This is a genomic window from Sphingobacterium sp. UBA1897 (genome assembly GCF_002337775.1).
In the GTDB taxonomy this organism is placed as follows: Bacteria; Bacteroidota; Bacteroidia; order Sphingobacteriales; family Sphingobacteriaceae; genus Sphingobacterium; species Sphingobacterium siyangense.
In genome coordinates, this window is the sequence record NZ_DDGR01000001.1 from 25,736 (window position 1) to 47,182 (window position 21,447).

A 21,447-nucleotide genomic window follows, 5' to 3' on the forward strand; every position below is an offset into this window, starting at 1 on the left:
AAATAGTGAAATGTATTTAGATGACAAATGCAACACATTTTAGATGTGTTGCATTTGAAAATGTTTTTATTGTATTTTATTTTTGGCCTTTAAGAGAAATATTGTCAATACGGATACCAACAGTATTATTTGTTGCTGTCGTTGAGAATGTTAATTTGGAGCTAGCAGGAACAGATGTTGCCGCCGAAAGATCAACTTCTACCGTGTAAAAAATATTTGCATCATTATTGTCTTTCGACAATACTTTGGAAATGGCGCTGAATTTTTGGCCATTTAGATCTATCGACAAGTCTTTTACATCGAATTTCGTACCTGCATTGAATACATTGGCTGCGATGTCAAATGTAAGTTTCAATTTAGCAGCTTTTTCTGTATTGATGTTGCTGATCGCTAATTCAGCTTCCTTATTAGCAGGTAGCCATACGTGATTTGTTTGATTTTCTCCACTTTTTAAGTAGCGAATATCAGATACAGCAAATTGATCTGCATAAGTTACAGAAGTATTTGACCAGCCGTTGAATGACGCAATCTTAATGTTTGAGACTGTTGTTTCACCAAAATTCTCTTCATACAATGTTTGTTCTACAGGATCAGTTGTACCGTCGTTATCTTCGTCTTTACCGATCACGTATGAACCCGACGGTACATCGGTCCAGTCTGTAATATTGCCAGAAGCCACAATAGCAGCATTGTTTCCAGCCTGCTCTTGTAAAGTGATATTGTAGCTGTATTTTTTACCCGCTTCGTAAGTTGTTGATGATGGTAAAGTCCAGGTATAGATCTCGTTACCAATTTTGAATTCAACTTTTGCACCGGCAACGCTAGCTACAGGTAATAAGATAGTCTCTGCCGCTGTTGTTGTTGTTCCTGCTGTTGTTTTTGCTTTGATGGCAGCTGGATTAGCACCTGCAGCTAGTGTTCCTGTTGCTAGGTCGAAGTTCGCTGTAGTATTAAATCCATTGTAAGTTACGGTAAGACCAGTTAAAGAGCTTACACCAGTTCCTGCAGCAATAGTCAATTCGACTTTGCTGAGTTTGTGGCCAAATTGCAGTTGCGCATTTGGCTTATTCTTGTTGGCTCCAGTTACGTTATTAGCGTATAACAGATCAATTTTATTTTGTTGGGTTTGATCAGCTACATTAACTGGATAAATGTTGTTTGTGATTGTTGTTTGGTAAGGGTAGTAGGCAATAAAATCTACATTGGAGCCATCAGCTGGATAATTGATTTCTTCTGTAGTGCTATTCGCTTTGAAGTTTCCGTCTCCACTTGTCGTTACATACTGTTTGTTGCTTGCTAATGCATTGCTTAAACCGCTGCCGGTTTTCATGAAAACACCGATTGCATCGTTGCTTTCCCAATTTGCGCCAGCAGCCTTTGTGGTCACTTGGTTAGAGATTGTTGACGAAAAAGTCACCGCTTTGGTGATTTCTTGTTCTGAAACAGGTGCCTTTTGGCAGGAGCTCGTTACGGCAGCTGCCGCAGTCGCTAGGAATAAAAGTTGGTTTACTTTCATAATTAAACTGAATTGATATGACTAAATCGTTTATTAATTATTTCCAAATGGAGGTATTTATGTTCCCTTTTTGTGTATCATTTAGATCAGGAAAAAATGTGAAGCCAGTTGCTTTTTCGAGATCGCTTACGGTTAATCTATAATTTTCGAAGGTTACTCCTGAAGGAGGGGTTTCATTATTTATCTTATAAGCAAGGGTATAATATTCGGACCCTTTCTTCATGGCTAATGCTTTGAAATAGTATTTTGGCTTGGCGATATCTTTTCCGTCATTGTCCTGTGCAAAATCTAGGCGGCTATCTGTGCTTGTCTTAGGCATTGCACCAGTTACAATATACATTGTATCGCACTGTGCCGTCCATGTTCTGACTTTGGTTTCCAGGTTTGCCCAAATTCCTTGGTTAAGTCGAGATACCTGAGCTGTCATGTTGGTAAAATAAAACGTTGTTTTATTTTGGGTTGTATTTAAGTTGCGGTCTGCACTTGGTAACTGGTGACCTCTGTCATAGCCTGTTGGCTGGAAACCTTTAAATAGATTGGGTTGAAACGCAGTAGATACTTGCGGATCATATCCCCATGCATCTGTACGATTGCCTGATCCAAGGATGCTGCTGTATAATGGATAGGCTACCCAATAAGCCATTTTTAACTTTTTATCATAGAGCATCGCGTAATTCCTACTGTCGCTTGCATCAGGCATAAAATGTTGAATAAATACCTCGTCATTGCCTAGGTTACTCATTTTTGGGATTTCCAAATAAGCTTGTGAATCACCGATTCCACCACTTGGCTTGCCATTGTCGATTTTAATATCGAAGCTATATTGATTTCCAGCTATTAAATTTTTTAAATTCTGATTTTGCGGGATTGTCCAGGTATAGGTATCTCCATTAGCGGCCATAAACTTAATAGCTTTTCCTGTAATGTCTTCATCAGGGAGTAGTATAAATTCTATGCGAGCCGTTTTATTGGCATTTACTGATACTTTTCCTTGAACATCTTTTTTCTCCGTCGAATTGACCGTCAATTTTCCTGTTGTTAAGTCAAATCCTCCTTGCGTGCTTATGGACGGCATTTTTACGGTAATCTGGTTTGCTTCCAATGCGGCTGTATTGGTAATGGATAGATTAATGCTGACTTTACTCAATTGACGTACGAAAATAAGGGGGACCGTATTGTTACTCTTGTCGATGTTTTTAGCATTGTTTGCGTACATCAGATCTAAAGCTGTGGGATTAGACTGATCACTTAAATCAATTGGATATTGAAAATCTGTAAGGGATTTATAAGGATGATAGGCTATAAAATCTACTTTTTCAGCAGATAGGAAGATTGGGCGGGCACTTTGGAATAGTGAGCCATTGAAAGTAAATAACTGATTTTTGACCTGATCAACAATGGAAGCTGCTTCCAGGGGCTGGCCAGATTTGAACATAAATACTCCGATTTGGTCATTCTGGTCCCAGGAAGTTCCGGTAGCTTTTGTGTTGATTTGACCGACAATAGTTGGGGTAAATTGTACTGCAGCCTGCTCAATTCGAGATTCAGTTTTCTGACATGAATTAAATGTAAGCAATGCAATCATAAAATAAGCTATTCGCAACATATTCTGTCTTCGAATAGTTATGATCTTGTTAATCATATTGATAGTTAGTGTTTGTTAATAAAGTAATGACAAAAATACTTAAGTTAAGTTAAATTAAAGTGAAGCTTTTATATTCTTTTGTGTAATTAAATGTTTGGTTGATGTATCAGTTTGATTTTTAGGTATATTTGTTGCGATTTTAATTGTGTTTTGATGAATCCCATCTGGTTTAGAATATTTTTGGTGTTTTGCATGCCAATTGTTATGCTGTTAAATAGTTGCAATGACAAAAAAGATACTGCGATAGAGAAAGATAGCAGAGTTGTGTTGGTTTATATTGGGGCCAATAATAACTTGGTTTCAGATGCTTACAATAGTATTAATGCAATGGAAGAGGGAATGGTTGGATTAGATGCAGATGTATATGTGTATGCGACTTTGGCAGGTTCTACACCTAAAATTTATAAAATTGTTGCTGACCAGAGCCCGGAAATAAAGAGTACGGTCATCAAATCTTATGGGGATCAAGATTCAGCGAATCCAGTAGTGATGAAGCAAATCCTGCAGACGATGAAAGGATATGTTGGTAATCGTCCATCAGGTCTGGTTCTGTGGTCACATGCAACAAATTGGCTGCCGAATGTTGGGGTCAAGTTAATGTAGTTTAATGAAGATCGGGGAAACAAAACGGAGTTGCGAGATTTGCAGTCGATCATTCCTTCTGGGCTTGATTTTCTCCTATTTGACGCCTGTTCCATGGCAAGTGTCGAAGTATTATATGAACTTCGGGATAAAGCGAAATATACGATAGCTTCTCCAGCAGAAGTGCTTTCAACCAGTATGCCTTATCATTTGGTCTTGAAACACTTGATCGACCCTGATCTTGAACGAGGGCTGATATCTACTGCGACAACGTATTTTAATTTTTATAATCAGTTGACAGGACTCTATCGATCTGCGACTATTTCTGTGGTCAATAATGCCTATTGGTCGGATCTTGCAAAGAACGTTCACGTCGCACTGACCAGAGCCCCGCTCACAGGGATCTATCGCGATAACTTACAGCGATTGGATTTTGATGAAAAATCCTTATCGGCTGGCTTTGATTTTCTTGATTTTGTACATCAGAATATGTTGCCGACTGAGACTACCGCTATCGAGGCTACAGTTTCGAAATTGGTTATCTATAAGGCGAATACGGCAACTTTTCTAGGTAAACCCATTTTGCGATTTTCTGGACTGTCCTGTTACGTCCCTAATGATTTAAATAAGTGGATACATCCCTATTATAATTCGCTCCAATGGGCTAAGGATAGCGGTTTTAATTCCTTTGTGAAGGAGTAATAGCATTGCATTGGTTTTCTTCATTTTTCCCTGAAATCAGGTAGTAAACTGCATTCTCGTTTTCAATAAATTTGTCAATAGGAAAAAAATAGCACAATGTTTGCTGTTCATGTCAAAACATATATTGATTTGACAAATTATTAATCGTTACAACGTTGTAATGGAAGAAGTACTTAAAGTGAAAGGAAAATTGAAAAGATTTTATACGATGATCTGTGCCGTTGTAATGGCGTTGACATTATCGAGCTGTTTTGATTTTGTTGAGCAGATCGACTTAAAAACGAATGGTTCTGGGCATATTGCAGCGACATTGAATTTAAGTAAAAGCAAGACCAAGGTAGCTTCTTTAATGAAGATGAAAAGTATCAAGGGAATACAGATCCCTTCTCAAGCCGACATGGAGAAAGAAATTCGATCTGCTGTTCAGCTGCTCAAGCAGACTAAAGGTATTTCTAATGTACAGTACAGCACAGATTTTACCAATTATATCGTTAATATTTCATGTGATTTTAGTCAGATAGAATCGTTGAATGCCTTTTCAGATATATTGGCAAATCGATTTAAAACGAAGATATCGAATTCAAACCGCTATTATTATAATGCACCAAGCAATGTTTTTGAACGCAAATTTGTGGCTTCTGCTGACTGGAAGACAAAATTCAATCAGTTGGGAAGCGATAATACGAGCCAGTTTGCAGATGCATTCTATACGCAGATTATTCGTTTTGAAAAACCGATAGCATCTCAGGTAAATGGCCTGGCAAAGGTTGCCGGAAATAAGAAAGGGGTCTTGCTAAAGCTACCTTTTATGGATTTGGTATATGGTAAATCGAGTTTGGCAAATAAAATCACATTAACAAAATAACCTAATAACATTGGTGAAACCAGGGCCATATTTAGTTGCTGAAAGCGCTTCTATAGCGTAGGTTGGGTGTAGCTGAAAAATTATTTATAAGATGAAATCAAAATTTATACTGGTAGGATTAGCCTGTTTGTCTTTTGGGACAAGTGTAAAGGCGCAGGACTTGATCAAACAGATCCCTGAAGATGCAGAAATGATTGCGGCCTTTAACGTAAAAGATATTGTACAGATGGCTAATGCAAATAAGCTGAACGAGTTGCTTCAGAAAGCAGGTTTTTTTGAAAAATCAGGAATTTCAGCGAGCAATGATATTAAAAATTTAGGAGTAGACCTATCCCAGACGGCCTATTTTTATACCAGAAAGACCGATAGTATCAGTTTTACGGAATTTATATTTTCCTTGAACAACAAGGGGCAATTTGAGAAACTGCTTCATGAGGCGGGAGAACCCCAGGCATTTGCCAATGGTTATACGAGCATAGGTCTCAAAGCCGGCAGTATGTTGGTGTATAACGATCGGATTGCTCGATTTATTTCGGCGACGACAAATACCACCTTTTTGGATAATGATTCGATCGCTAGTCGTTATGGAATCAAAAAGGTGGATTACGTTGCACGTCCAGCCGACGACGAAGATGCTTGGGCAGATACAACTGTAGCCGCTGTGGATTCGGTTGCCGTAGTCTGGGATGCGGATGAAAATCTAGCTGTACCGGTATCCCCACCGGTTGCGATAGCTGTGGAGCCTGATACGATAGTAGGTGCTACGGAAGTACTGCCACCTGTTGCTGATATTGCGATGGATGAAGCGGCAGAAATACATGATCCTAGTTATTATGATTCACTTTATACGGCCTATGAAGATCAAAATCGGAAAAACGATTCTATTCGTAACGGCTTACGCGATAAATGGTTGTTGAATGAGGTTACCCGTTTGCTTTCAGGAAATCATAAGTCCCTGTCAATTTCAGATCAGGAGAAAGTTCTAAAAAATCTGGGACTTATTCGATTGTATGTTCCTCATGTAGAGGATCTATATCGTGGTCTATTGCCTTATACCACCTCTCTTCCCTATTATTACATGGGGATTAAACTGGATAAGTTCAAGACTGGTTATCAAGATGGTCTATTGGATTTAGTGCAAGAGGGAAATGTGCTGAAATTAAATGGATCTGTGGGTTTAGATAAGGCTCTTGCTGAGATGACCAAAAGAATGTATGCGCGCAAACCTAATTCGAAGTTCAGTAAATATTTAACGGATAAAACCTTAGGTTTTTTTAATGTGAATATTAATTCGGAGGCTTATCTGAGAGAGATGCCTGCTTATATGGCAAAATATTATAGCGGTTTATTGGGGCCTCAACAGGATGTCGTAGAATGGGGGCTGATGGCTCTTGAAATAGCGCTAGATGAAAAGGCCATTGCCCAGGTGATGCCAGGAGACCATTTGGTTGTCGTGAACGGTCTTCGGAAGTTCAAAAAAGACTATATCGATTACACCTACGACGATGATTACAATGCAACCGAAGTGAAAAAGACGAAGGAAGAAACACTTCCAGTATTTATTTGGATGTTCACATCAAAGGATCAACGTCTGATAAAAAAAGGCTTGGACATGGCTGTTTCAAAGCAAGTTGGGCAGGTCTATGACGGTATTTATTCGTTTTCAAAACAGAAAGCCAAGGATTTTCCAATGTATGTTCTCTTGAAAGAAGACCTTGTAATGGTCAGTAATGATTCATCGTCTCTAAATGATATCCGTCAGAATAAGATGAATGCTCCGGGAAATAAAGATTTTGTAAAACTGATGAAGCAAAACAAGATGTCTGCGGCTATTGACCTACAAAAGTTACCGACAATGTTAAAGGAAATGGGGGTTGCACCTGATAAACAATGGGAAGGAACACTGGCGCAACTCAATCAATATGGCAGTACCGCAATTACTTCCAAAGGTGTGGTTGGTAACCGTGCTGAGGTTGAAATGTCGACAAGATTGCCGCAGACCAGTGATGGTGCGATCAGTTATTTACTCGATCAAATTTTGGCGGAATTAAATAAAAAGTAACTAAAGGAGGGTGCTGAACAATTTTATTGCACTATTGTTTGGTTTTCTTTTGTAATATTATGGTTATATTTTTATAATGTTAAAATAATATTAAGATCGTTTGGCTTGTTTGTGGTAATTTTGACGTTTAATGAATTAAGTAAATAGACTAAAAAACGATTTATACATCACGGTATGGGGATATTTTCAAAATTGTTTGGAAACAAAACTCAGGAATCAAAAGTAAAGGTTGTCGGTAAATTGGCCTTCTTGGAGGTGGATATGCATAACCATATCCTTCCTGGAATTGATGATGGAAGTCAATCAATTGAACAATCATTAGTATTGTTGAAAGGGCTTGGCCGAATGGGCTTCGAGAAATTTATCTGTACACCGCATATTATGGATGGTGTACATCCAAATTCGATTCGTACGATTGATGCTGCTAAGGACAAATTACTAGCTGGTATGGTTGGGCTGCCTAATATGCCGGAAATTCATGCTGCAGCTGAACATATGATTGATGACGGGATCGTGAATCTCGTCGGATCAAATGAACTCTGTGTTATGCCCGGTGGTTATGTGCTTATAGAGATGTCCTATTTACAAGAATCCAAAGCGCTATTTCAAACGATATTGGATATACAAAATCTCGGTTATCAACCTATTTTAGCGCATCCAGAACGTTATAATTATTACCATTATAACTTTAATATGTATAAACAGATTAAGGATGCCGGTTGCATGTTGCAGCTAAACTTGTTGTCTATCAGTCGGTATTATGGTGTTGAGGTGAAATCGGCAGCTTTGACGATGATTAAATCTGGGATGTATGATTTTGTGGGGTCAGACGCACATCATGAACGCCATTTGGCCGCTTTGGAAGATGTGGTGGCTAAATATCCTGTACGTGATTTACTCAAAACATGTACCATATTGAATCTGTCATTGCAAGACCATTTGGGAAGTAATAAGAATGTGATCGCTACCGGCTAGCATCAAAATATATTCATTGGAAAAAGAGATACCTTTTTAGGTATCTCTTTTTTTGTGATAATTTTATCTTTCCTGGCAGATACCGCCTGCTTTTAGTCCAGTTAGTCTGCTTCGCAGTAAGGACGTATTTTAAAATTTCACGAGGGGTTCTTGGGTGTTATTTGCTGTTTGCGGTTGCTTTAACTTATGTAGATTATTTTCGTCCGCGTTTGTGTTTTGCCCGTATGGATATTTCGAAAATTTGGCTACTTTTGGTTTTAGCATTTTTCATATGAGAGGAAACAGAATTTTTATTCAAGACTGGATAGCACACCATACTTATCAAAAAACAAACGAAATAGATAGTTATTACTTACGCGTTGCAAATGAAATCAATGATAGTTTATCTACACTATGGTTTGAGGAGCAAGAGACAAATGATCTCATCCATACCGATGCTTTAAAGACATTGAGTATCTATCTAACGTGTTACTTAGAAGACGTTATTGCGAAAACAGGAATTTTTGCTGCTTTTAGAACGATCCATACAGAACTATACAATCAACTTTTGCCTTTTTATAATGATAATGACCTAACGGATTATTATGCTGAGGATATTAATAGTGAAGATATAGCTGTATTGACCTGGTTATTTTTCAGTGAACGTAATCCACATTTATTTATTGATCCCCGTGGTCGTTTGATCCAATTGGTTACAGATTTGGCCTATTCGATCTTGGAAGAACATTATGAAGTTGCTCCTGAAAATGAAAAGTTAAAACTAGAATATGTTTTGGACGAAGGGGCGAACTATTTTGAAGTCCGTAATTTTATTGAAAAGCTTGTTGCCACAAATTACCTGACAGCGGGTGAATATAACACCAATCTCAATCATTTGATGCAAGTTGCGGAGATAGGGCGATATCAACACGATCAGAATCAGTTACAACAGATGATCTATCGCGTTCGAGATAACCATTTCAATAATTACAGACTGCATCTGTTTGCATTGAAGGCATCTGAATTTGTAGCTGAGGTGGTTGGCAAAGAACATGCGCTATATGGTATTGTCAAAACTTTAGGTAATCGTATTAATAGTTTTTTTGAATATGTAAAAGCGGACGAGCTTTATGTGCATGTAAAACATATCGGTACAAAGACAGCATTTAAAATCTTTAAGGACTCTATACAGCAATTTGTTGAACCTACGGAAACCTTATCTTTCTATATGGAAATTGTGCCATGGAAAGATGCTTGGAATCTCTCTGGAATCATGACCGTTGTGAATACCGACGAGGTAAATTTTGATTTACCGGAGCAGTATGAGATGACTTATCGCATTGAGGCCTTGAATGGTAAGGATAAGAGCTTGAAGAAAACGGAAAAGCAGCTGAAAGATATGGGCAAATTGTTCCAGTCAGAACATAAGGCGGCTGTTGCGTTTATGGAAGGAAAAGAAGTGAAGGAATTTGCAACAGATTTCTTTAAGAAGTATCAGCAAAAATATCCGAGCAAAGAAGAATCTCCACTTCCAGAATCAAATTTGGATCTTACGGAAGATGCCCAAGTTACGGTATTCTTTAATCCAAAAACGGGTTTAGAAGTTTTTGGCGGTATAGCGGAATTTTTTCCATTAAAGAATAACAACTTTGTAGAGAAAGATGATCAAAGTGAGGTACCTTATGCACGGTATTTTTTGAATCTTTTGGTTGAAGATTTTTTCCCAAGCGAGTTGCCGAAGTACTATGTTAATCTATTTAAGGCGGAGGTGGATAAACAGTTCTTCTTTCCAGTGGACGATGCGGTGCTTGATTTCTTTCTCCGTTTCTATAAGCGAGGAACTTATTTTTTGGGACCATTTCCGTTGTTAAAATAACTTGTGTAGTCGACTAAAGAAATATAGGAATACATAAAAAGTTCCATTGCCTACCTGCAATGGAACTTTTTTATGTATTTAAGTCAGGCAATTCTTTGCTGTATAAGATTGCGCGGTCTTCTGGCCATTATTTTGTTGATCGAAAATCCCATGATACTAGTATTAATTTAATATAAATTCATTATAATTAAATTGTTACCACTTATATTGCTTGAGCTTACATGCCGCACATCCTATGCATTTCATGGGCATATTTTAAAAAATTCTCACTAAACTTGTAGGATCAATTATATGTGATGAAGGATGCCTATTGAAAATAATAATGCCCTGGATTTTAAAACTTTCTTTTTGTTGTATAAGGACAAAGTGTATAAATATGCTTATTTACATCTGAAAGAAGAACCAGCTGCTGCGGATTTAGTCCAGGAAACATTCTCCCGAATTTGGAAAAAATGGGCGGAATTAGACGGAAATAAAAATCCGCAGTCTTACCTCTATACGATTGCCCGAAACCTTGTGTTTGACGAATTGCGGAAACAAAAGGTCAGATTCCAATTTCAGGTTACAGATATCGATCAGACCAAATTGGTAGACAATTCGAATGAGGAAACTATTCGGTTTAAAGATTTGGAGCGAGTTTATCGTGAGGCCATTTCAAAACTTCCAAAAGCGCGACTAGAAATTTTTCTTTTGAGTAAAGAAGAGTTTTTGGATAATCAGGAAATTGCAGATAGGCTTGGGATTTCCGTTAATACCGTCCGTGATCAATTGGTTAAAGGCAACAAATTCGTTCGGCAATATATTATTGATCATTTTGAGATTTCAATAGCCCTATTGATTTTTTTAAATATTTTTTAGAGCCGCATCGTCTTCCGGTCATCCAGGTACGTATATGTATTTAAAGATGGGTATAGATGATGAATTCCAAAATAGCTGCTTTATATAAAAAATTCCTTAAGGGAGAACTTAGTTCCGAGGAAAACGCCATATTTCTTGATTTACTGACATCTTGTGACAGGGATGAACTTCCAGGTGTGGAGGAAGTCGTTGCGCTGGACGATCGCGATTGTGAACTAAATAAAACAACTTCCGAGGATATCTTCTTTACGATTACAGGGACCTCGTTGACTCAGCCAGTAATACCTATTTGGAAAAGGCGTTGGTCTGTCATTTCTGCCGCCGCCTGTTTACTGTTGATCGGTCTTGCCTGCCTATTCCAATTTAAAGTTAAGGAACAACATGGGACGACAGCTTCTGAAATTGTTCATTATTCCAATCCGACAAAATTTGTTAAGCGCCTTGTATTACCAGATGGTACACATGTGTCTCTTCGACAAGGGGCAGAGATTGAATTGTTGTCAGATTTCGATACAGACAGTTTACGTCGGATAAAGCTTTCTGGGGAAGCATTTTTTGAGGTAGCGAGGAACCCGGAGCAACCTTTTGTTATTGCCAGTTCTGGCGACTTTGATGTACGTGTATTGGGTACAGCATTTAATTTAAATTGTTCTGAAGGACGTAGCAGCCTGGTGTTGAATCATGGTAAAGTACGGGTCTCACGTGCCGGACAATATTCTGTTGTTAGTCCCGGTGAGAAAGTCGCCTATGATAAGCAACACAAGCAATTTGATGTATCCAAAGCGGATACGAGCACTGCATCGAACTGGAAAAGTGATCTTTTGTCATTTAATCAAGTTCCACTCACGCAGATCGTAGCCGATCTAAATAATCTTTATCCTGACAGTCATCTCGAATTAATCGATTCTTTCCGGACTGAAAGCTATACCGGTTATCTACCGGCTAGCGATTTGGAAAAATCTCTCAAGATGCTTAATACTGCATTTAATCAAACAATTATCCATAAAAAGTAATTTATGAAAAGAACCAATTACTATTTAAAACTTATGGGAAGTGCGCTGCTCTTTCAGTCGCTCGCACTTCAGACCATGGCCTCACAATTTTCAACCAGTGAAGGAATCGGGAAAATCCTCACGCGAATGGAACAGAAATTCAACGTCAAATTTGGTTATGACGCTTCGATCTCGAACCAAAAGATCAATGAAGCCGCTGACCTTGATAAATTGAAAAAGGAACAAATTGTTCAATTTATCCAGACAATTTCAGACGGAAATCTTGAGGTCAAAAAAATTGATGAGAAGCTCTATGTGATATCGAGAAAAACTGGCAACGATACTAAGGTGAAAAACGACAAGCCAGTTTCTAACGCCGCCAAAGAGATCCGAGGAAAGGTTGTCGATCAAGAAACGGGGCAGCCTATCGTTGGTGTGACGGTACGGGTTAAAGGGACTGCCATTGCTGTAACTACCGACGGAAGCGGTGTCTTCAAACTGCCAGATACTGCTGACGATGCGATCCTCCAGATTTCCTATATAGGGTATGAAAGTGTTGAAATTTTGTCGACACAAGCAGGGACTATTAAACTAGCCAAATCTTCCGAAGCATTGGAAGAGGTTGTTGTTACAGCGTTGGGAATAAAAAGGGAGCAAAGGGCTTTGGGGTATTCAACTCAAAGTGTGAAGGGAGAAGATTTGACTCGTGTGAAAGGAGTAGATGTCGGAACGACTTTGACTGGACGTATTTCCGGTGTACGTGTTATGAATAGTACAGAATTTAACAAAACACCACAAATCGAAGTACGTGGACTGACCCCTATTTTGGTCATTGATGGCGTGGCTTACGAAAATATGGACCTAAGGGATGTCCCTGTCGACAATATCCAGGATATGACGGTCTTGAAAGGAGCTACCGCTACCGCCCTTTATGGAAGTAAGGGACAAGGAGGAGCAATCATGATCACGACCAAAAAAGGTCTAGCAGAGAAAGGAACAGAGATTACGGTGAATACCAATAATATGTTCTTTTCAGGCTATCTTGCGTTGCCTGAGGTACAGCATAGCTATTCTTCAGGCGAGTCCGGAAAATTTAACAATGATGATTATGTCTGGGGGGATAAGTTGGATATTGGCCGAACTGCCGAACAATGGAATCCAATTAGCAAACAGTATGAAGTAAGTGAGCTTACGTCAAAGGGTAAGGACAATTTTAAAAACTTTTTGGAACCAGGCTTCATCACCAACAATACAGTCAGCTTTACGAATCAAGGGGACCATGGAAGCATAAGAACATCCATTAATCATATTTATAATAAAGGACAGTATCCCAATCAAAAGTTGAACCTGACAAATATTTCGGTGACAGGAACAACCAAGATCAGTGAGAAATTTGACTTGGAAACTAGGCTTGGGTATAACCGAAGTTCTTCCTCTAATAATTTTGGTTCTGGCTATAATGATCAAGGATACATCTATAATATCTTAGTGTGGACCGGCCCTGAATATAATTTGAAAGATTACAAAGACTATTGGCTGGTGAAAGACCAGTCTCAAAATTGGATGTATAAAGGATGGTATGACAATCCATACTTGATCGCGCACGAAAAAACTACTCCCGAATTAGTCAATAAGGTGAATGCTGCTGTTACCTTGAATTATAAGGTTAACGATTGGGCGAAATTCATGGTGCGATCTGGTTATGATTATTATGGCAAGTCAAGGACTCAGCAAAATCCGATCGGAATATATGGAACACGGGGTGGATTTGAAGATTTTGGTGGATTTGATAGTAAAGGGAAGTATATGAAAGCCGATTATGATGGCTTTGCGACGACGAATGATGCGATTTTTACTGCCAAGAAAAATTTTGGCGATTGGGGAGTTGATGGATTATTAGGGGGGTCTATTTTCTACAGCAAGGATAATAATTTGATCGCGAATACAGTTAACGGTTTGTCAATTCCAGGATTTTATTCATTACGGAATTCAATCGATCCGGCGAAAGCGGTTGAGTCCCGTGTTAAAGAAATGCGGAATGGCCTTTATGGACGTATTTCTTTGTCTTGGCGAAATGCGATCTTTTTGGAAGCTACTGGACGTAATGATTGGGTATCAACGTTAACGAAGGATCATCGCTCTTATTTTTATCCTTCAGTTTCAGGAAGTGTTGTTGTTACGGACCTACTTCCATCAAAGCCTCTCTGGTTGGACATGTTCAAAGTACGGGGATCTTGGGCTATTACAAAATCTGTACTGAATCCATATGAGATAAATTCAACTTTTACGGTAACAAGCAATGTTTGGAATGGCCTGCCAACAGCCTCCTATCCGAATATTATCAAAGACTATTCGATTTCACCTACGCAACGTGATTTGACGGAGTTCGGGTTTGATTTTGCGGTATTGAACAATCGGTTGTATGGTAATTATACCCGCTACTATCGCTTATTACACAATCAGATTGTCAAAGCTAAGATTTCAAAAACTACCGGATTTGAGGAGCGTTTGATAAATACAAAGGAAGAGGAAATGACTAAAGGGCATGAAATCACATTGGGAGGTACACCGATTAAGCGTGAAAATTTCCAGTGGGATATTACGATGAACCTTTCTCAGAACATGCGCTATTTCCACAAGTTGGATCCTCAATATTCAAAAGATGCATTATATGTTAAGGAAGGATTGCGGGCCGATTATATCGAATATAAGGACTGGGAGCGTTCTCCGGATGGACAGATGATACTAAATAGTTCTGGGATGCCAATTTCAGCTCAGTATGCCAATCAATTAATAGGATATACTGCGCCAAAATGGTTTTGGGGTTTTTCAAATCAGTTTCGTTATAGAGACTTCTCATTTGGTTTTAGCCTAGATGGTCGAATTAAAGGGATGTCCTACTCAACAATGAATGGTCGTTTATGGCAGACAGGTTCTCATCCTGATTCAGATACACCATACCGTTATGAGGAAGTGGTTAATGGCAATAAAACCTTTATCGCTCCGGGTGTGAAAATTGTTTCCGGTAGTGTGACCTATGATAAATACGGTCAGATTACAGAGGATACGCGTGTATTTGCTCCAAATGATAAAGTGGTTTCATATGAGGGGTATTACAAACGAGCCTATTCAGGCCGATGGAATTATTGGGACGAAACATTCATTAAACTTCGTGAATTGTCGCTTAGTTACCGAATGCCCGATAAGATCGCTTCGAAGTTTAAAGCGAAACGCGCCAGTGTCGGTGTGACTGGGCAAAATTTATTGTTGTGGACCAAAGAGTTCCGTTTCTCAGATCCAGATGTTGGTTCTGAAGATTTAAGTTCACCATCGATGCGTTACATTGGTTTCAATATTAACCTTACTTTTTAAAAATTACATGACAAATATGAACATGAAAAGATTATTGACGTATATCACCCTTGGTACTTTGGTGATGTCGACAAGTTGTTCCAAATTTGATGAGATCAATACCAATCCTGAGACACCATCGGTTGTTAAACCTTCCATGTTGGCTACTCGTATAATATTAAATTTGGCACGCCAGTCCTCAACTAAAGGTTTTATGCAGCCTTATATGCTTACCAAAGAGATTGCTTGGACAGAATTAACAGAGGGATATCAATACAATAGCCTCGGCGAATGGGATATCTCGATGACTTCGATCAATGATGCTCATTTTATGGGAGAGTTTGCAACAAGTGAAAAACTCAAGAACTCGTATAATGGTCTGATGTATTTTGCGCGTGCCATGAAGTTTTACGAGGGGACAATGAGTGTTGGAGATATTCCCTATAAAGATGCATTAAAAGGGGAAACGGATAAGGTTTATTTCCCTAAATATGATACTCAAAAAGATGTTTTTCTGGGTATTTTGAACGAGTTGGAGCTTGCAGATAAGCTCTTTTCGGAAGGTGAAAAATTTGATGGTGATCCATTGTTCGCTGGAGATGTCACGAAATGGCGCAAATTGGTAAACAGCTTTGCATTAAATGTTCTTATTCAATTAAGCAAAAAAGAAAGTGATGCCGATCTAAAGATAAAAGATCGTTTTAAATCAATCTTGACCAGTAAACCGATCTTTGGTAGTAATGCAGATAATTTTCAGGTCGTTCATGAGGACAAAGCCAGCCAAACTTATCCTTTTTATAAGATTAGTAATAGCTTTGTTATTTATCCTATTGTTTCGACAGAGGTTATTGACCGATTGAAACAATATCAAGATAGAAGATTATTTTATTATGCGAATCCTTCCGCATTACAGATCACAAACGGCAAACAATCTAATGATTTTAGCGCTTACATAGGGACAGATCCTTCTCTTTCCTTTAGTGAAATTGCTGAGTTAAAGAAGAAAAATGATTATTCTAAATTGAATGACCGTTATACGGAACTAGTTAGTGGTGAACCAACACAACAATACAGTTATGCACATCTATGTTTTGTGATAGCTGAAGCTGCCGCACGGGGCTGGGTTGCCGAATCGTCCGTTAATTGGTATAAGAAAGGAATTGAAGCCGCAATGAAATTTATTGCGGATAATACGCCGAATACGGCTCAATATACCCATAATATGCCATTGGATGCCAACTACATCAATACAGCAGTAGCAACCTATGGAAGTCAATTTCCGGTCGTACTTGAAGCACAACTGGAGGCTATTATGACACAAAAATATTTAGCCAGTTACTTGCAGGGACGTATGACTCCATATTATGATTATAGAAGAACGGGCTATCCTAAATGGAAGATCAATCCAACATCAAGTTTGAATTCAGTCGCACCGGATAAAATACCGATGCGGTGGCGTTACCCATCATTAGAGTACAATTATAATTCTGCAAATTTGGACGAGGCAATGCAGCGCCAATATAAAGGCAATGATGAGATCAACCAATTGATGTGGCTTTTGAAATAAGTCCTTCAAAAAAAAACAATCCCCGCAAATGAGATCAATCGTTTGCGGGGATTGTTGTTAAAAACGTTACATTAAAAACGACAGCGAATGGATATATTCGCTTTAAACCATTGAATTTAGTAGAGAGATAACAAATTTATTTATGGATAGCAGAAGAGATTTTATCAAGAAGGCTTCCTTGTTAGCTGGTGTTTTTGGCTTACAGAGTGCTATGCCAGATGCCATACAGCGTGCATTGGCGATTGAACCTATAACAGGAAGTACCTTTTTAGATGCCGAACATATTGTATTATTGATGCAAGAGAATCGTTCTTTTGATCATAGTTTTGGAACACTTCGTGGGGTTCGGGGATTCAATGATCCACGGGCGATTAAATTGCCTAATGGTAATCCGGTGTGGTTGCAGTCGTCGGCTGCAGGTAAGACCTATTCGCCGTTTCGACTGGATATCAAAAACTCGAATGCTGCGTGGACCGGCAATTTACCGCATTCCTGGGAAAACCAGATGGCCGCCCGCAATCAGGGTAAACACGATAACTGGATCGAAGCAAAACGGCCAGGAGGAAAGGTTCTGAAAGAGATCCCGCTAACAATGGGTTATTATACACGCGAGGATATCCCTTTTTATTATGCATTAGCTGATGCTTTTACAATCTGTGACCAGCATTTCTGTTCATCTATTACAGGTACAACAACCAATAGACATTTTTTCTGGACTGGAACCTGTGTGCCACATAAGGGGGCTAAACCATTGGTGCGGAATTCAGATATCTATTTTAACCGTTGGGCACATTGGAAAACTTTTCCTGAGCGCTTGGAAGAAGCAGGGATCTCCTGGAAAGTCTACCAAAATGAAGTCAGCATAGAAAGCGGCTTAGACGGTGAGGATCTGTTGGGAAATTTTACAGACAATAATTTGGAATGGTTTGCACAATATCATATTGAATTCAAGAAAAGCCATCTTGATTTTATGCGTAAACGTGTGGCAGAATTACCAGCGGAGATTCAGGAACTTGAAAAAGCATTAGCGAATAATAGCTCTGAGAGTGTCCAGAAAACACAGAATAAACTCAAGCAGAAGCAGGAGCAGCTGAATAGCTATCAAAAACATTTGGCACGTCTTACGGATCATGCTTTTCAGCAGCTTCCTAAAGAACAGCGTGCCTTGCATGAACGCGCTTTTCAAACGAATGAGAGTGATTCTTTCTATCGTGAGACAAGCGTAGTGACACATGAAGGTGAAAAGATTACTGTTCCTAAGGGAGATGTTTTACACCAATTTAGACATGATGTGAAATCTGGGAAGTTACCCGCAGTGTCTTGGCTTGTAGCACCACAAAGCTTCTCAGATCATCCGAGCGCCCCTATGTATGGAGCTTGGTATGTATCGGAGCTTTTGAATATTCTGACAGAGAATCCCGAAATCTGGAAGAAGACTATTTTTATTCTGAACTATGATGAGAATGATGGTTATTTTGACCATATTCCTCCTTTTGTAGCACCTAACCCGGCAGATAGCCATTCAGGAAAGACTTCGCCAGAATTAGATTATAGTGGTGAATATGTGAGTTTAGCACAGGAGCTTGCCGACGGTGAAGAAAAAGATAATGCAACGGAAGGCCCAGTGGGGCTCGGTTACCGCGTACCTTTGATTGTGGCGTCACCTTGGTCAAAAGGCGGTTGGGTCAATTCGGAGATTTGCGATATCACATCGACGATTCAGTTTATGGAGCATTTCTTTGAGAAAAAGTTGGGCAAGCAAGTGAAAGAGGAGAACATCAGCTCTTGGCGCCGGGCCATCACAGGTGATTTGACATCGATATTTCGGAAAGCTGAGGGAGCGAATGCTGTTGATTTGCCTTTCCTTGATCGGAATCAGCAGATTTACGCGATTGATCAGGCAAAATCGAAACCACTACCTAATAATTTTCATGTTTGGTCGAAAGAGGATGCCGCAGGATTGCGGTCTAAAGGTCATTCCACTTTACTGGCAAGACAGGAGAAAGGTCAGAAAAACTCCAGCGCTCTGGCGTACGAGCTTTATGTCAAAGACTCTTTTGCTAAGGAACACAATCAGATTCATCTGACACTAGAAGTTGGCAATAAGGTATTTGGTAGTAAATCGCTAAATAGCCCATTTAATGTCTATAGTGGCCCGAGTTATAAAGACGGAGTGAAATTTTGGCCATTTGCAGTTGTCGCTGGTCAGGAACTAAGCTTTGACTGGAACTTGGCGGACTTTAAAGATCACCTTTACGATTTGACGGTGTACGGACCTAATGGTTTTATGCGCGGATTTAAAGGACAGGAGGAACCCTTATCTGTTGGAGCGACCTATGAAATAGGGAAGAAAGGTCTTTTGACGGGTAATCTTGTACTGGAGGTCCATAACAAAGGGAAAAAATCATTTCAAGTACATGTAGAAGATAATGCTTACAGCACCTGGAAGAAATCTATTGTACTTGCGGCAGGGAAATCTACGAAGTGGATTGTGGAATCTCATAAAACCCATGGTTGGTATGATGTGACGCTGCACGTGGAGGGAACCAAATTTGTACGCCAGTTTGCGGGGCGTGTAGAAACAGGTAATCATTCGAAAACTGACCCTCAGTTGGGATAATAAGCAAACGATTCATCGATAAGTGGCATCTGTTGGCGGTAATTCTTTAACTATGCGATCCTAGTTCTTCGTTGGACTAGGATCTTTTGTGTGCCTCTATCGGAAGTCAATCATTTCTATTTCTTGGTATCTTTTTCCTGCTGCTATACTTTCAGGAATTTTAATCGTTTTTTGGGGAATAACACGCAGTTAGCTACTCCCCAAACCTTAGTTTTATTTTTTGTGCGTGTTTACACTTGTCAATGGGAAAATACCACTTTCGACATGCGCTTTTTCAATCAGCTGACGTAATTCTTTTACTTTCTTTGGGTTTTCCTGGGCAATATTGTGTTGTTCTTTTGGATCTTGTTTGAGATTATATAGCTCGGCTGTAGGTTGGCTACTTGTCACTTTTTGTAAGATAAGTTTCCAATCTCCTTGGCGCAGGGCTTGACGCCCCCCATCTTCATGAAATTCCCAGTACAGGTATTGGTGCTGTTTTTGTTGCTTGTTTTTACCTAGCAGCGTTGGTAAAAATGAAATTCCGTCTGTATAATGCGGTTTTTTTGTCCCGGCAAGCTCGACCATCGTCGGCATAATATCCCAAAAAGCACCCAGGTAGTTTGAGGTTTTCCCTTCGGCAACTTTACCATGCCAATAAACAATGAAAGGGGTCTTGATGCCACCTTCATAGAGGTCGCGTTTGTTGCCGCGTAACCCACCAGAGCTATTGAAAAAATTGGGATCGGCTCCGCCTTCCTTGTGCGATCCGTTGTCGCTCGTGAAAATGATAATTGTATTATCCAATAGCTTGTTTTCGCGTAACCGATCAACAATTTGACCGACATAAGCATCCATACGGCTTACCATACTCGCATACATGGCATGCGGTTTTTCTACCGAAGCGTAACCGGGAACAGTCGCTTGTGCGCCATAGTCATTTCCTTTATGTGGTTTTTCATCAAACCTGTCTGCATATAACTGATAATATTTGTCATCTGGACCTGATAATTCGGCGTGAGGAAGAACTGTAGGTACATAAAGGAAAAAAGGTTTTTCTTTATTTTCATCAATAAATTTCAAGGTCTTTTCTTGGATTAATGCTGGTGCATACTGCCCTTGGGCCATTAAACCATTGCCATGGAGTTCTATCCTTTCGTTATTATGCCAGAGGTGAGTTGGGTAGTAGCGATGGGATTGACGTTGGCAGTTATAGCCATAGAATTCATCGAATCCTTTTTGATCAGGAGCACCTGTTGTATGGACCATGCCAAGTCCCCATTTGCCAAACGCACCGGTTGTATATCCTGCTTGTTGTAGAAGCATAGCGAAAGTTTGTACAGAGTCGGCTAGCGGTTGTTGTCCTTCGGGCTCAATTTCTTTGTTACCGCGTACGTAGGTATGGCCGGTGTGCTGTCCTGTCATTAAAGATGATCGCGACGGAGCGCACACAGATGTACCAGCGTAGAAGTTGTCAAATTTCATACCTTTGGCAGCCAATGAATCGATATGCCTCGTTTCAATTTTTTGCTGACCGTATACACCAAGGTCTCCATAACCAAGATCATCTGCCATAATAAGTACAATATTCGGCCTTTGGTCCTTCTTTTGAGCTATAGCAAGAGAGGCTAGAGTCAAAAAAAGAGATAACATAAAAGATATTTTCATTTGCATTCGGTTATTTCTTAAAATTAATTTTTTTCTTCGCTAAGATTGTCCACTAGTTTATATTGCAGTGTAACTTAATCCATTAAAACAGTCAGGTGGTCCTATTTAATTTTATTTATAATGGTTCGTATGTTCTTTAGAGTAATACTTCTATTTTAAAGAAGTATTACTCTAAAAAGAATGAGCGTTAAATTTAGTCAAAAATATCTT

General features: G+C 39.3%; 12 protein-coding genes and 1 pseudogene. 10 read left to right on the forward strand and 3 right to left on the reverse strand.

The window, feature by feature from the left end:
- Positions 1-76 precede the first annotated feature (76 nt).
- Both B4N43_RS00080 and B4N43_RS00085 read right to left on the reverse strand, forming a co-directional pair.
- Positions 77-1,516 carry a fimbrillin family protein gene (locus B4N43_RS00080; RefSeq protein ID WP_075990727.1) on the reverse strand — a complete coding sequence of 480 codons (1,440 nt, stop codon included), beginning with the start codon at positions 1,514-1,516 and terminating at the stop codon, positions 77-79.
- Positions 1,517-1,553: 37 nt separating this feature from the next.
- Positions 1,554-3,158 carry a fimbrillin family protein gene (locus B4N43_RS00085; protein ID WP_286732178.1) on the reverse strand — a complete coding sequence of 535 codons (1,605 nt, stop codon included), beginning with the start codon at positions 3,156-3,158 and terminating at the stop codon, positions 1,554-1,556.
- Positions 3,159-3,365: 207 nt separating this feature from the next.
- Between B4N43_RS00085 and B4N43_RS00090 the strand changes: the two are divergent.
- From B4N43_RS00090 to B4N43_RS00135, 10 genes and pseudogenes are all read left to right on the forward strand, one after another.
- Positions 3,366-4,445: pseudogene (locus tag B4N43_RS00090) on the forward strand (clostripain-related cysteine peptidase).
- Positions 4,446-4,605: 160 nt separating this feature from the next.
- Positions 4,606-5,310, forward strand: a complete 705-nt coding sequence (locus B4N43_RS00095; protein WP_286732181.1) for a hypothetical protein — start codon at positions 4,606-4,608, stop codon at positions 5,308-5,310.
- A gap of 91 nt (positions 5,311-5,401) precedes the next feature.
- A complete protein-coding gene (locus B4N43_RS00100; RefSeq protein ID WP_286732184.1) occupies positions 5,402-7,372 on the forward strand; it encodes a hypothetical protein in 1,971 nt (656 codons plus the stop codon).
- Positions 7,373-7,546: 174 nt separating this feature from the next.
- Entirely contained in the window at positions 7,547-8,347 is an 801-nt protein-coding gene (locus B4N43_RS00105) for a tyrosine-protein phosphatase (RefSeq protein ID WP_286732185.1), read from the forward strand.
- Between the two features lie 271 nt (positions 8,348-8,618).
- Positions 8,619-10,202, forward strand: a complete 1,584-nt coding sequence (locus B4N43_RS00110; RefSeq protein WP_088159963.1) for a DUF3843 family protein — start codon at positions 8,619-8,621, stop codon at positions 10,200-10,202.
- A gap of 303 nt (positions 10,203-10,505) precedes the next feature.
- Positions 10,506-11,060, forward strand: a complete 555-nt coding sequence (locus B4N43_RS00115) for an RNA polymerase sigma factor (RefSeq protein ID WP_286732189.1) — start codon at positions 10,506-10,508, stop codon at positions 11,058-11,060.
- Between the two features lie 56 nt (positions 11,061-11,116).
- The gene (locus tag B4N43_RS00120; RefSeq protein WP_286732191.1) at positions 11,117-12,073 is read left to right on the forward strand and encodes a FecR family protein; all 957 of its coding nucleotides are present in this window, start codon (positions 11,117-11,119) and stop codon (positions 12,071-12,073) included.
- A 3-nt stretch (positions 12,074-12,076) separates the two neighbouring features.
- Entirely contained in the window at positions 12,077-15,424 is a 3,348-nt protein-coding gene (locus B4N43_RS00125) for a SusC/RagA family TonB-linked outer membrane protein (RefSeq protein ID WP_286732194.1), read from the forward strand.
- A gap of 22 nt (positions 15,425-15,446) precedes the next feature.
- Positions 15,447-16,970, forward strand: a complete 1,524-nt coding sequence (locus tag B4N43_RS00130; protein ID WP_286732195.1) for a SusD/RagB family nutrient-binding outer membrane lipoprotein — start codon at positions 15,447-15,449, stop codon at positions 16,968-16,970.
- Between the two features lie 142 nt (positions 16,971-17,112).
- Entirely contained in the window at positions 17,113-19,590 is a 2,478-nt protein-coding gene (locus B4N43_RS00135; RefSeq protein ID WP_286732198.1) for a phosphocholine-specific phospholipase C, read from the forward strand.
- A 213-nt stretch (positions 19,591-19,803) separates the two neighbouring features.
- Here the strand turns inward: B4N43_RS00135 and B4N43_RS00140 are convergent, their stop codons facing one another.
- Positions 19,804-21,222 carry an arylsulfatase gene (locus B4N43_RS00140; protein ID WP_286732199.1) on the reverse strand — a complete coding sequence of 473 codons (1,419 nt, stop codon included), beginning with the start codon at positions 21,220-21,222 and terminating at the stop codon, positions 19,804-19,806.
- Between the last annotated feature and the right edge of the window lie 225 nt (positions 21,223-21,447).